The organism is Streptomyces sp. A0642 (assembly GCF_004795105.1).
Lineage (GTDB): Bacteria > Actinomycetota > Actinomycetes > Streptomycetales > Streptomycetaceae > Streptomyces.
In genome coordinates this window covers 69,114-81,347 of record NZ_SSBL01000023.1, presented here as the reverse complement: position 1 = coordinate 81,347, position 12,234 = coordinate 69,114, and the positions used below count along the sequence as shown (strand labels likewise).

Below are 12,234 nucleotides of genomic sequence, written 5' to 3'. Positions count from 1 at the left end.
GGGAGGTGCGGGCTCCCGAGGCCGGAGAGCGCGGGTCCCGAGGCCGGCGCACCCCGTGCGCGTTAGGATCCGGGCCATGCCCCTGACCGCGCAGGATGTGGAACGGTTCGAGGCCGCAAGGCCGCGCCTGGAGGCCATCGCTTACCGCCTCCTCGGCTCCGCGAGCGAGGCCGAGGACGCGGTGCAGGACACGTTCCTGCGCTGGCAGGCCGCCGATGTGGACCGGATCGAGGTCCCCGACGCCTGGCTGACGAAGGTCCTCACCAACCTGTGCCTCAACCAGCTCACTTCGGCCCGGGCCCGGCGCGAGACGTACGTGGGCCAGTGGCTGCCCGAGCCGCTGCTCGCCGGAGACCCGATGCTCGGCCCGGCCGAGACCGTCGAGCAGCGCGACTCGGTCTCGTACGCCGTCCTCACCCTCATGGAACGCCTCTCGCCCAACGAGCGCGCGGTGTACGTGCTGCGGGAGGCCTTCGGTTATCCGCACCGCGAGATCGCCGAGATCCTCGACCTCACCGAGGCCGCCACCCAGCAGGTCTTCCACCGGGCCAAGACACACATCGCGGACGGCAGGACCCGGACGGAGATCGACGAGGCGACCGCCCGCCGGATCGTGGAGGAGTTCCTCGCCGCCGCCACCAGCGGCAGGACCGAGCCGCTCGTACGGCTGCTCACCGAGGACGCCGTCGCGGTCGGCGACGGCGGCGGCAAGATCCCGGCCCGCGCCAAGGCGTTCGAGGGCGCGCTCGCGGTCGCGAAGTTCATGCGCGGCCTGTTCAAGCCCAGCAAGGCCAAGCGCGACATCGCGGGCGGCTCCCCCGACGTCCACGTCACGACCGCCAACGGCCTCCCCGCCGTCGTCGCGGTCCTCGACGGACGGGTCATCGGCGTCATGTGCCCGGAGATCACCCCCGAGGGCATCGCCGCGTTCCGCAACCAGGTCAACCCCGACAAGCTCGCACGCGCGACCAGGCGCTGGGCGGCCTCCGAGCACGGGGAACCCCTGTTCACCGCCTTCTGACCCCGCCGTGACGCGGCTCACATCCTCCACCTGTCAGGAATCCGCGGGCTGCCCGGTTCAAGGGGCGGAAACCGCGCGAGACAGGAGCAGGGAAATGCAGCAGCAGCACCGCATCATCGTCCTCGGAGCCGGATACTCGGGTGCCATCGCCGCCGGCCGCCTCGCCAAGCGGCTGCGTCGCGAAGACGTCGCCCTCACCCTCGTCAACGCCGAACCCGACTTCGTCGAGCGTGTCCGGATGCATCAGCTGGCGGTCGGTCAGGAACTCAGGCCCCGGCCCTTCAGCGAGATGTTCGCGGGCACCGGAGTCTCCCTGAAGTACGCGAAGGTCACCGGCATCGACGCCGACCGCAGGACCGTCACCGTGGCCGACGCGGAGAGCACGGAGGAACTGGCTTACGACACCCTCGTCTACGCCCTCGGCAGCGGCTGGAGCACCCAGGGCGTCCCCGGCGCCGACGAGCACGCCCACGAGATCGCGGACCGCTCCGGCGCACTCCGGCTGCGCGAGCGCCTGGCAGCCCTCGCGGCCGGGCAGCCCGTGGTCGTCGTCGGCGGCGGCCTCACCGGCCTGGAGGCCGCGACCGAGATCGCGGAGGCCCGCCCGGACCTCGACGTCCACCTCGCCGCCCGCGGCGAACTCGGCGACTGGCTCTCGCCCAAGGGCCGCACGCACGTGCGGAAGGTCTTCGACGGGCTCGGCATCACCGTCCACGAGCACAGCGCCGTGACCGAGGTGGCGCCCGACCGCGTCACCACCGCCGACGGCGCGTCGCTCCCCTCGGCGGCCACCGTCTGGACGACCGGCTTCGCGGTCCACCCGATCGCCGGGGCCACCACCCTGGAGGTCTCCGGCACCGGCCGGATCGTCGTCGACGCGACCATGCGCTCGCTCTCGCACCCGGACGTGTACGCCATCGGCGACGCCGCCCTGGTCGCAGGCCCCGGCGACAAGCCCCTGCGGATGTCGTGCGCCTCCGGCGTCCCCACCGCCTGGCAGGCCGCCGACGCCATCGCGGCCCGCCTCACCGGCACGAAGGTGCCGAAGACCCCGATCCGGTACTTCAACCAGTGCATCTCCCTGGGCCGCAAGGAAGGCCTGATCCAGTACGTCACCGCCGACGACCGCGCCAGGAGCGCGGCCCTGACCGGCCGGCTCGCCGCCGTCTACAAGGAAGTCATCTGCAAGGGCGCGGCCTGGGGTGTCGCCCACCCCACCCTCGGCGCTCCGGCCAGGCGCCGGCCGGTCGTGCGGACCGGCCCCCGGCCCGCGCCCGTCACCGGGACCCCGGCGACCGCCCAGGCTGCCGAGCGCGGTTGATGCGTGTCGGGGGAGAGGGCCCGCCCGGGCGGACGGGCGGGGCCGCTCTCCCCCGCGCGGGCGCCTCCCCCCGCGTCCCGATCGGGATCCCCGACCGCCGCAGGAAACCCCGATCTCACCCGAGAAGCGCGGTCGCTTCGACCTCCACGAGAACGTCCGGCTCGAAGAGGTACTCGACGCCGATGAGGGACGCCGGGGGCAGGGGAAGACGGAGTCCGATCTCCTCGGCGACGGACTCGATCCCTGCCATGAAATCGCCGGACTTCTCCGGGCTCCACCCGGTCACATAGAACGTCAGCCGCAGCACATCCGCGAACGACGCACCTGCGCCCGTGAGGCCGACGGAGGTGTTGCGCAGGGCCTGGGCGACCTGCCCGGCCAGGTCGCCGGGCGCGACGGGGGTCCCATCGGCCTCGCGTGCGATCTGGCCGCTGACGTGGACGTGCCTCGTTCCCGTGCCCACGGCGACGTGGTGGTACGGAACCGGCTGCAGCATCCCGTCCGGGGTGAAGTGCTGAACGGTCAAGGCTCTCTCCTCCGAAGCAGACGTCCTGGTAGGTATCCGTAAGCTACTTAGTAGCCAAAGGACACTTCAACGAGACCAGGTTTCGCCATGGATACCGCCGACGAGTTCCGCATCGACGCCCCGCACCGCGAACTGCTCGACCAGATCCTCGACAAGTGGTCGCTCAGCGTCCTCAACGAGCTCTGCGAACGCCCGTGCCGCTTCAACGAACTGCGCCGGGCCATCCCCCAGGTCACCCAGAAGTCGCTGACTGCGACGCTCCGGCGACTCGAGCGCAATGGCGTGATCGAACGCGAGGTCGTCTCCACCCGCCCCGTGGCGGTCCGCTACCGGATCACCCCGCTCGGCAAAACCCTGCGGCACCCCGTCGACGTGCTGCTGGCCTGGGCCTCGCAGAACATGCCCGCCATCGCCCGCGCCCGGGAAAGCTTTGACACGAGGGAAGAGATCCCCGCCCGTTGACGCCCTCCCGAGCCGGTGGCCGCCCAGGACTCACCGTCGCCGCGCACCGCTGAACTCGTACAGCTGCACCTCGTCCACGAGCCGGTTCGTGTACAGCCGGCGGGTGTCGCGCTCACCGAGGTTCTCCAGGGCGGCGAGCACCAGCCCGGGGTCCGTCGCGGCGGCCGAACGCAACTGGACGACCTCGCCACGGGTCAGCCCTTCGATGCCGTACGTCGGACCCTCGGCCTCCACCACGGCCCAGGGCTCCCGCGCATCGGCCACGGCGCGACGGAACGCCTCGGGCGGGTCCGTACGCCCCTGGCCCACCGGCTCCTCCCGATCGCGTCCCAGAGCCGCGGTGATCCATGCCGCCGGGCGGGCGGGCCGCCATCCCGCAGCCAGGCCGTGGAGCTCCGCTGCGATGTCGCGGGCGTCGAGGCCCCGGTCGATGAGCGGACGCAGCGCGTACGCGAGGCGGCGCAGCCCTTCGTGCTGGGTCCAGCCGACGAGCGGTCGCACCTGCCGGGCGACGGCGATGTCGCGGGCGACCTGGAGCGGAGACCGCCGCGCCGCCCGGCCGGATGTCGCGCGCCCGCGCGAGGTGTAGTTCGACTTCCCCCTCGTATCAGGCTTGCGTACGTCGTGGCGCGGCCTGGAAGAATGGGGCGCACGCCCGCCTGAACTGCGGCTTTCCACAGGCGAGTTATCCACAGGCCGACACGCCCGCACGGCTTCGACCGCAACGCTCCGGCCCGCGTCCGTCACCCCGCACACGCGCGCCCGATAGCCCGAGCCCTCCAGCCGGTGGCCCATCGCCGAGTCGTACGCCGCCGGAATGGTGGCGGCGTAGACCGTCGCCGTACCCGCGTACGGGCGGCCGGGCAGGTGGAGGTTCCGCTTCGTCCCGTGGCGCTGCCACACCAGGGCGCCCAGTTCCCGTAACACCCGGACGTGGCGCTTCACCGTCGCCACCGACACCCCGCACCGGACGGCGGTGCCTTCCAGGTCGTACAGCACGAACCCGAGCCGGAAATCCATCCGCCCGGCCAGATCCCGCGCGACGGCCAACGTCGTCGCCCCCGCCCGCCGGTGCAGTCCGGCCTCGACGAGCCACACCACCGCCCGCAGCCATGCCCGCGGCCGAGCCCGCCGGGAGGCGGTCGAGTCGAGTTCCTGGAGGGGGCGGGAAACGGGGGCCCATGCCGGATCCGGGCATGACGGTGGAGCGCAGCACGAAGCCGCGCCGTTGGGGTGGCGCATCACAGTCCGTGGGGTGAGGGGCGGCCCGTGGGGCCGCGGAGGTCGCGGGAAGCGGAGCCGTTTCGGGCGGCTCAGGGCGCGGGAGTGGTCACCACGCGAGTACCGGGCCTAGGATCGAACGCGAATCCTTCTCTTCACATGGGTGGATTTCGGATCGGCGGGGTGATGACCCGCTGGTCACTACGGCCGGGCGGTCTCTACACCGCTCGGCCGTTCTCATCCGGCAGCGGGCCCTTGCGCTTCCCGGTCGGCCCGACGGCGTTGCGCCCCGCTCTGGCCCTTGCCGATCTGCTGGGCACGGGCCGCAGAGATGCCTCCGAGGAGCTGCCCGATGTCCTTCCAGGTCCTGCCTTGCTCCTTCAGGGCCTTGACACGCTGCTGGCGCAGCTGTCGGAGCTTCGTCTGGTAGCCGGGCCACTCCTCCAAAGCCCGCGACACGGCCAAGGCGCACGCCTCGTCGTCCTCGATGTCCCTGAATGCCGCGATGGCTTCCACCAGGCGTTTCACCTCCTGGATCTGCTCAGGGTCATTCGCCATCCCCGCGCTCCCTCCTGCGGCGCGGCCAGCACGACTGTAAACCCCGGGCTTGACGTCATTCAACCCCGGGGTTTAACTTCGTTCTCGCGAGGCCGGCCAACGGTCCCGTAGCAACAGAACGGCCCCGGCCCGGAGTTCGCACCTCCGCTCGGCCGGGGCCAGTCAGAACCTGAGATCACCAGGAGACCGACCATGCGCCATCCTTCCACCCCGCCCCCTCCACCCGACAGGCGGCTCGGCGCGCTGCCTCCGGTCGGGACGCTGTCCGCCCAGCAGCTCCGAGGTGTGCACTGCGTCTTCTGCGGTACGACCCTGCACACCGGGGCTGTCCGCGACCTCGGCCCGCAACTGACCGAGGCGCACGGTTCGGTGGTCCGCTGGTTCCCCCGCAGCTGTCACGGCTGCCCGAAGGAGCAGGCGTGCCCGGTGACGTGCGACCGCTGCGGCACGCCGATCGCCCCCGGCGCCGAGGAACGCGTGACGGTCCACGGCGCGTCAGGGGCGGGCGGCACGGTCATCGTGCACGCGGCGCACTGCCATCCCTCGCGTGGCCTTCGCCCGGCCTCGCCCCCGGCGGGACAGCACGGTGACCGGAACGAGGAGCACCGCGCCGAGGAAGAAGTAGCCGTTGATCACCATGCCCTTCCAGAAGTCCCATGACCTGGTGTCGACGGCCTCCTTGTCCAACCCCAGCAGGCCGTGCGGGGTGAGTCCCGTGACCGTGGTGACGTTCTCGACGAGGCCGGGCACGCCCCGCACCGTCAGTACCGCGCAGCCGATCCACAAGGGCACGCGCACCAGCCGGGACGGCACACGTCTGCCCCATGGTCCGACCGTGGCCAGCACACACACCACGCCCACGGCCGACAAGAGGACGATGAGGGCGTCGTAGGCGAGGAAGAGCCACACCGGAGCGACGCTGTCGGGACCCGTCGAGTCCTCGTACATGACACCCATCTGCACGTGCCATACGAAGCTCACCACCAACCAGGCGACGGCAGCGTATGCCCAGCGAAGGAGCGCTTTCCCGCGTTTGGATCGCATGCCTTCGACGCTAGGGGCCGGAGCCTGACGAGGAGTCGGCCCCTCGGAGGAGCACGTCCGCCGCACGGGGGAGAGACGCCGACGTCGAGCGGGATCGGTGGCCCGAGCCCGGACCAGCGCGGCCGGCTCAAGCTGCCGGGATACCGGAACACACCCAGCACCTCGCGCCCCCGCCCGAGGCCCGAGGCCGGGACCTGGGCCGCGTCCCCGTCGGCTGCCAAGTCGCCGCCCGCACTGCCGCACGGGCAACGCGAAAGGCCCCCAGGATTTCTCCTGAGGGCCTCTGGCCTGCTGTGCACTCGGCAGGATTCGAACCTGCAACCTTCTGATCCGTAGTCAGATGCTCTATCCGTTAAGCTACGAGTGCTTGTGCGTCCCGGGCTTTTTTCTGCCCCGTCGGCGTTGCGAGAACAACATTACATGACCTGCGCCGTGACGCGAAATCCATTAGCCGCACCGACGCTGAGCTGCGAGAACACCGGTTCGAGCCGCCCCCGCACAGCCCGGTCGCGGGGCGTCCCCGCCCGGGAACGACCGAAGCCCCGTGCCAGTGGCACGGGGCTTCGGTGATCAAGCGGAGGCGGAGGGATTTGAACCCTCGATGGGCTTTAAGACCCAAACCGCATTAGCAGTGCGGCGCCATAGACCGGACTAGGCGACGCCTCCAGCACACCCCACGCGAGCGCGGGTGGTGCGTGCAGATGATGACACAGTCGAGCGTTGCGTCACCAATCGATAGCTACGGTACTAGGCAGTCGGCCGCGAGGGCAAAGCGCCTCCGGTTGCGCAACGCCGTGGCGTGCGGAGCGTTAGTCATGCGGGGCACCCGCCCCTCGATTCCGTCCGTCGCCGGCTTCGGGCCGGCGACACGCACGACCACTGGAGCCCGCAATGATGCGTCGTCTTGCCCTCACCGCCGTCGTGTCACTGGCCGCGCTGGCCGCCGCCGCACCCGGGGCCACGGCCGCGGCCGGTCCCCTTCCGCTGCCTCTGCTGCCGCTGCCGGTACTGCAGAACGACGACGCGGGCACGCGGCTCACCGTGATCGTCTCCGGGTCGGGGAACCCGGAGGCCGACGGCAGGTACGAGCTGGAGTGCGACCCGGCGGGCGGCACTCACCCGGTCGCGCAGCAGGCCTGCGACCGGCTGGCGCAGCTGCCGGGTGAGAGCGCGGACCCGTTCACGCCGGTGTCCCGGAGCGCGATGTGCACGCAGCAGTTCGGCGGGGGAGCCACCGCCCGGATCACCGGTACCTGGCAAGGGCGAAGCGTCGACTCCACGTTCGAGCGGAGCAACGGGTGCGAGATCGCGCGCTGGAACAGCCTGCGGCCGGTGCTCCCGAACGTGCGGTGAGCTGCGACTGCACCGTTCCGGGGCGGCCGGCGGAGCCCGTGACGGGTCGGAGTCGTACACCGTATGTACAGAACCTTGGTGAGAGCTCCCCCTCATCCGCCGTCCCTCGCCCCTCCCCAGCCTTTAGACTCCTCAGTGACAGCCTGAGGCCCGAGGGGCAAGATGGGGCCCGCTGTCGGCAAGGTGCAGTAATCAGGGAGGAAGCGTCGTCGTGAGCAGCAGGCCATCTCGAGGCGCTGCTCGCCTCGCAGCCATACTCGACGCCCTTCCGGACGGGCTTCTGCTCGTCAACTGCAACGGTACGGTCGTCAACGCCAACACCATCGCCCTCGAAATGTTCGAGACGCCGGGCACCGCGCTCGTCGGTCGCGGACTGCTCGATCTGCTGCCGGAGTTCGACTCCAAGCTGATCCCGGGGTCGATGCGGAGGCCGGAGGCTGCGGACGAGCGGGGCCGGACCAAGCCCACGCGCATGACCGCGCGCCGGACCGACGGCAACGAGTACCCCGTAGAGGTGACGAGCGCCAGCCTGGAGGACGGGCAGGCGGCGTACACCGACGCCCAGAACTCCTACAGCGGCAGCTATACGGGTGACGAGCTGCTGATGCTCGTCGTGCGCGACCTGTCGGGCACCGTCGACACCGAGGCCGAGCTGGCCCGGTCCCAGCGGCAGACCGAGATGATCCTGCGGGCCGCCTCCGAGGGCGTCGTCGGCACCGACACGGACGGCCGGGTCGTCCTGGTGAACCCGGCCGCCGCGCAGATCCTGGGCTTCCGCGCCAGTGACCTGGGCGGTCAGGAGCTGCATCCGCTGATCCTGCACTCGCGGGCCGAGGGCGAGCCCTTCCCGTACGAGGAGTCGCCTCTCGCCGACACCCTCAAGTCGGGGCGCAAGCACCGGGTGCGCGGACAGGTGCTGTGGTCCAAGAGCGGTGCGCAGGTGCCCGTCGACCTGACCACCGCGCCCGTGCGCGACGGCGACCAGCTCGTCGGCGCGGTCATGACCTTCACCGACCGCCGGCCCTACGAGGAGCTCGACGAGCAGCGCAGGACCGTGGTCGCCGAGCTGACCGCGGGCCACACCGCCGCGATCACCGAGCTGACCGAGCGGCACGCCGCCGAGATCACCGCACTGACGGACCGGCACGCGGCCGAGCTCGCGGACCGCACCGAGCGGTACGCCTCCGAGCTGGAGGAGCAGGCCGAGCGGCTGGAGGACCTGTCCGCCCGGCACACCCAGCTGACCGCCGTGCTCGGCGAGTCCCTGCGCGGGCCGCTCCAGGAGCTGCGCGGTGAGCTGTCCGCGCTCGCCGCCGACCCCGGGGGCCAGCTGTGGCCCGAGGCCAACCAGATCCTGCACCACCTGGCCGCGGGCTACGCGCGCATGACGACGCTCGTCGACAACGTGCTGAGCTACCAGCGACTGGACGGCGGCTCCGAGGCGCTCCTCAAGACGAACGTGCTGCTCGACGGTGTGGTGACCGCCGGCATCGACGCCGCCGTCGAGCTGATCGGTCCGGGCCGTGCCCAGTTCGCCGTGCACGCGCCGCCGATCGAGGCCGAGGTCGACGCGGGGCGGATGGTGACCGCGCTCGCGCACCTGGTCGCGGACGTCGCCGGGGTCGACTCGACCGGCAAGGCCCGGCTGGTGCCGGGCGGCGGTTACGTCGACTCGACGGTCGTCGTGGCGGCGGCTCAGCGCGGTGATGTCGTACGGATCGAGGTGCGCGGGCCGTTCGCCGGGGGAGACCCGGTGCACGAGCCGATCGTGCGCGGCATCGTGCGGGCCCACGGCGGTGTGCTCCAGACCCACGAGATGCCCGGGATGAGCGGCAGCGCGTACGTGCTCGAGGTCCCGCTCGGCGCGGGTGCGGGGACCGTGGTCCCTGTGGAGCCGTCCCTGCCGCCGATGGCCGGCGAGGTCGGCGTCGCCGATGCAGGCGTGGCCCCTGATGCGGGCGCGGCCGCCGACGTGGCCGTGGTCCCGTCAACGCCTCAGGGCCCGGGTGGTTCCGGGGCTTCCGGCGATGTCGCGCTCACCGAGGGCGGCAGGCGGGGGCGCCGGGCGCGCAGGGGCTCCACGGATGCGTTCCTGGGCACGCCGGTGGGCGGGTCCGACGGTACGGGTACGGAGCTCGCCGGCGCGGAGTCCGGGGTCGCCGGTGCTGGGGTTGCCGGTGCTGGGGTTGCCGGAGCTGGGGTTGCCGGTGGCGGAGCGGCCGAGCCGACCGGCCGCCGGCGTGCGCGCCGGGAGGCGGGGGCTGTTCCCGCGCCGGAGTCCGGCGAAGCGCCCGGCGCTGTGCCCGCGCCCTTCGCAGCGCCCGCGGCCGAGGTGGCGGGCCCGCACGAACTCGTTCCCGGCCCGCAGAGTGGCGGCTCGGGCCGCAGGCGTGGCCGGCCCAGCCCGGCGGAGAGCGGTGAGTCGGCGGGCGCCCGTACGCAGGCGCCGGGGCAGGCTCTCGCGCTGCCCGCGGGGCCCGCGCCCTCGGAAGGGTCGGTCGTGACCGCCGCCGAGGGGGCTCAGGGTGCCGGTGGCCGGCCGCAGCGCGGGCAGACCGTCCCGCCGCAGGGTGTTCCGGCCGAGGCGCCGATGCCCGTGCCGGCGGGCGGACGCCGGGCGCACCGGGGCGGCGACAACCAGCTGGCGCTTCCGGCCGCCGGGAACGTCAGGAACGTGGGAACCGCCGTGGCGCCCGCCGGCCCCGCAGCCTTCCCCGGCCACGACGACGCCGCCCGGACGCACGGGGAGCCGGCGCCTGGTGACGCGGCCCCGGGGCAAGCGGCCCCTGGGCTCGTACCCCCCGAAGAGGCGCAGGGACCCGCGCCGGCGCAGCAGCCGAGCGGTCGGCGCGCCCGACGCGCCCTGTCGGCGGCCCAGGACCGGGCCGCCCAGGCCGAGGCCGGTCCGCGCGTCCCCTTCGCGCTTCCGCCGGCGGACGCCGACCGGGTGCCGCCCCCCGCCGGTGAGGCGGACGCCTCGCCGGCCGGGCGCCATGACGCGGTGTCCGGCGCGCCGGACCTCGACCACACCCCGCCGCAGGCGCACCCGGTCCCGACCGGACGACGCCGGGCCCGGCACGCCGACGCGCCTCAGCCTCCGCAGCAGGGACCCGCCGTGCCCTCCGACCAGCCGTCGCCTCCCGCGCAGCCGGGAGGCTGGGGGACGGACGACGCGTCCGGTCAGGGCCCCGCCGCCCAGGGCCCCGCCGCTCAGGGCCCCGCCGCTCAGGGCCCCGCCGCTCAGGAAGGGCCCGAGGCCGGCCCCGGCCTGCCCGCGTCCGGCCTGCCCGCGTCCGGCCTGCCCGGCCCCGGCCTGCCCGCGTCCGGTCTGACCACGCACACCACGGGCACGGCCGCGGCCGGCAACGCCCGCGGCGCCGCTCCCGAGGACGCCGACGGCCCGGCGGGCCCCGCGGACCCGCACGCGCACGACGGAAGCCGGCCGCGGAGGCTCTCGCCCGGTCCGGACGCGCGGCGGCAGCCGCTGCCCGCCGAGGCGCCCATGCCCGGAGGTTCGGACTCGACGCAGGGGCGTGCGTTCAGCGTGCGGACGCTGGGCCAGGGCGTGCCGTTCGCCCAGCACCTCGCGCACCAGCAGAACCAGACGCTCGGTGGCGGTGGCGGTGCCGGGCGGCGCCGTAAGCTCGCCGCCCCGCCCGAGGCCGACCCCGCCGACCGCGCCGTTCCGTCGGCGGCCACCCCGCCGACCACCGCCGCCCCGGCCCCCACCGCGTCTCAGCCGCCCGCCGCGCAGACCGGCCCCGGTGGCACGGCCGGCGGCCCGGCCGGCACGATCGGCCCGGTTCAGGGCCAGGGTTCGGGGCAGCTGATCGCCCCGCCGGCGGCCGAAGGGCGCGCGTACGCCATAGGGGCGCCCGACGAGGGCGCCGCCGAGGGACCCGAGCCGCTGGACGGGCCCGGTGGCGCCGTCGAGGTCGACAACCGTCCGTCCCCGCAGCCCGTCGACGACGAACTGCCCCCGGAGCCCCTGGACAACCCGCGCCGGCTCCTCGTCTGGCCGGCCCCCGACGTCTCCACCCAGCAGGCGCTCAGCGACCGCGGCTACCGGCCGGTGATCGTGCACTCCCGCGAGGAGGTCGACGCGCAGATCGCGGCGTTCCCCGCCGCGCTCTTCGTGGACCCGCTGACCGGCCCCATCACCCGCAAGGCCCTGCAGTCGCTGCGCCAGGCGGCGGTGGCGGCCGAGGTGCCGGTCCTGGTGACCGCCGGTCTGGGGCAGGCCTCCCGGGAGGCGGCGTACGGCGCCGACCCGGCCGTACTCCTGAAGGCCCTCGCCCCGCGCGACAGCGAACAGCATCCGCCCCGCGTCCTGCTCATCGAGGAGCACGAGGAGATCGCGTTCGCGCTGACGCAGACGCTGGAACGGCGCGGCATGCAGGTCGCCTGCGCCGCGACGGACAGTGAGGCGGTCGCCCTCGCGACCCGGATGCGGCCGAACCTGGTCGTGATGGACCTGATGCAGGTACGCCGTCGCCGCGCCGGGATCGTCGACTGGCTGCGGGCCAACGGCCAGCTCAACCGCACCCCTCTGGTCGTCTACACCTCGGCCGACATGAACCGCTCGGAGCTGCCGATGCTCAGTTCCGGCGAGACGGTCCTCTTCCTGGCCGAACGCTCGACGAGCGACGAGGTGCAGTCCCGCATCGTCGACCTGCTCGCGAAGATCGGCACGAACTGACCGCAGGCCGGCGCGCATGAAGACGACGT

Annotated in this window: 9 protein-coding genes and 2 tRNA genes; 5 read left to right on the top strand and 6 right to left on the bottom strand. The window is 73.3% G+C overall.

The genetic code is table 11. The features are described 5' to 3' along the window. Nucleotides 1-76: 76 nt before the first annotated feature. Both E6R60_RS29160 and E6R60_RS29155 read left to right on the top strand, forming a co-directional pair. A complete protein-coding gene (locus tag E6R60_RS29160; protein ID WP_136329680.1) occupies nucleotides 77-1,021 on the top strand; it encodes an RNA polymerase sigma-70 factor in 945 nt (314 codons plus the stop codon). Between the two features lie 94 nt (nucleotides 1,022-1,115). Then, a complete protein-coding gene (locus tag E6R60_RS29155) occupies nucleotides 1,116-2,342 on the top strand; it encodes an FAD-dependent oxidoreductase (RefSeq protein ID WP_136329679.1) in 1,227 nt (408 codons plus the stop codon). Nucleotides 2,343-2,457: 115 nt separating this feature from the next. On the opposite strand, the gene E6R60_RS29150 is transcribed toward E6R60_RS29155, so the two are convergent. Beyond that, nucleotides 2,458-2,868 (bottom strand): RidA family protein, encoded by a 411-nt coding sequence (locus E6R60_RS29150; protein ID WP_136329678.1) that lies wholly within the window; start codon nucleotides 2,866-2,868, stop codon nucleotides 2,458-2,460. 87 nt (nucleotides 2,869-2,955) lie between these two features. On the opposite strand from E6R60_RS29150, the gene E6R60_RS29145 reads away from it, so the two are divergent. Continuing rightward, complete coding sequence (locus tag E6R60_RS29145) at nucleotides 2,956-3,330, top strand: helix-turn-helix domain-containing protein (protein WP_136329677.1); 375 nt, start codon at nucleotides 2,956-2,958, stop codon at nucleotides 3,328-3,330. Between the two features lie 30 nt (nucleotides 3,331-3,360). Here the strand turns inward: E6R60_RS29145 and E6R60_RS29140 are convergent, their stop codons facing one another. From E6R60_RS29140 to E6R60_RS29120, 5 genes are all read right to left on the bottom strand, one after another. Beyond that, a complete protein-coding gene (locus E6R60_RS29140) occupies nucleotides 3,361-4,431 on the bottom strand; it encodes a cell wall protein (RefSeq protein WP_136329676.1) in 1,071 nt (356 codons plus the stop codon). A 357-nt stretch (nucleotides 4,432-4,788) separates the two neighbouring features. After that, the gene (locus E6R60_RS29135) at nucleotides 4,789-5,109 is read right to left on the bottom strand and encodes a hypothetical protein (RefSeq protein WP_136329675.1); all 321 of its coding nucleotides are present in this window, start codon (nucleotides 5,107-5,109) and stop codon (nucleotides 4,789-4,791) included. 495 nt (nucleotides 5,110-5,604) lie between these two features. Then, a complete protein-coding gene (locus E6R60_RS29130) occupies nucleotides 5,605-6,153 on the bottom strand; it encodes a DUF3995 domain-containing protein (RefSeq protein WP_136329674.1) in 549 nt (182 codons plus the stop codon). Nucleotides 6,154-6,447: 294 nt separating this feature from the next. Continuing rightward, nucleotides 6,448-6,520 (bottom strand) — tRNA-Arg (locus E6R60_RS29125). A gap of 208 nt (nucleotides 6,521-6,728) precedes the next feature. Next, nucleotides 6,729-6,819: transfer RNA gene (locus E6R60_RS29120), tRNA-Ser, on the bottom strand. Nucleotides 6,820-7,044: 225 nt separating this feature from the next. On the opposite strand from E6R60_RS29120, the gene E6R60_RS29115 reads away from it, so the two are divergent. Further along, on the top strand, nucleotides 7,045-7,506 hold the full coding sequence (locus E6R60_RS29115) for an SSI family serine proteinase inhibitor (protein WP_136329673.1): 462 nt from the start codon (nucleotides 7,045-7,047) through the stop codon (nucleotides 7,504-7,506). 211 nt (nucleotides 7,507-7,717) lie between these two features. Further along, nucleotides 7,718-12,205 (top strand): PAS domain-containing protein, encoded by a 4,488-nt coding sequence (locus tag E6R60_RS29110; protein WP_136329672.1) that lies wholly within the window; start codon nucleotides 7,718-7,720, stop codon nucleotides 12,203-12,205. Nucleotides 12,206-12,234 lie beyond the last annotated feature (29 nt).

What these genes read in the sequence shown, in the direction of transcription:
- E6R60_RS29160 (WP_136329680.1), top strand. Translation starts at nt 77, where the DNA reads ATGCCCCTGACCGCGCAGGATGTGGAACGGTTCGAGGCCGCAAGGCCG.
- E6R60_RS29155 (WP_136329679.1), top strand. Translation starts at nt 1,116, where the DNA reads ATGCAGCAGCAGCACCGCATCATCGTCCTCGGAGCCGGATACTCGGGT.
- E6R60_RS29145 (WP_136329677.1), top strand. Translation starts at nt 2,956, where the DNA reads ATGGATACCGCCGACGAGTTCCGCATCGACGCCCCGCACCGCGAACTG.
- E6R60_RS29135 (WP_136329675.1), bottom strand. Translation starts at nt 5,109, where the DNA reads ATGGCGAATGACCCTGAGCAGATCCAGGAGGTGAAACGCCTGGTGGAA.
- E6R60_RS29130 (WP_136329674.1), bottom strand. Translation starts at nt 6,153, where the DNA reads ATGCGATCCAAACGCGGGAAAGCGCTCCTTCGCTGGGCATACGCTGCC.
- E6R60_RS29115 (WP_136329673.1), top strand. Translation starts at nt 7,045, where the DNA reads ATGATGCGTCGTCTTGCCCTCACCGCCGTCGTGTCACTGGCCGCGCTG.